1 pseudogene is annotated in these 224 nt (G+C 65.2%); it reads left to right on the forward strand.

The features are described 5' to 3' along the window. Positions 1-224: pseudogene (locus ACW9IN_RS30180) on the forward strand (long-chain-acyl-CoA synthetase); the annotation flags it as partial.

The following is a 224-nucleotide window of genomic DNA, read 5'->3' on the forward strand; positions in this document are numbered from 1 at the left end:
TCGGGCTTCGCCATCCGCCGCAAGTTCAGCGCCAGTCATTTCTGGGAGGATGCACGGCGGTTCAAGGCCACCACGCTCTGTTACGTCGGCGAACTGTGCCGCTACCTGGTCGACCGGCCGGCGGCCGCTGACGATGCCGACAACCCGGTGGTGAAGATGATCGGCAATGGCCTGCGTCCTGGCGTCTGGACCGAGTTCAAGGCGCGTTTCGCCATCGACCGGGT

The organism is Pseudomonas sp. SDO5271_S396 (genome assembly GCF_054071795.1).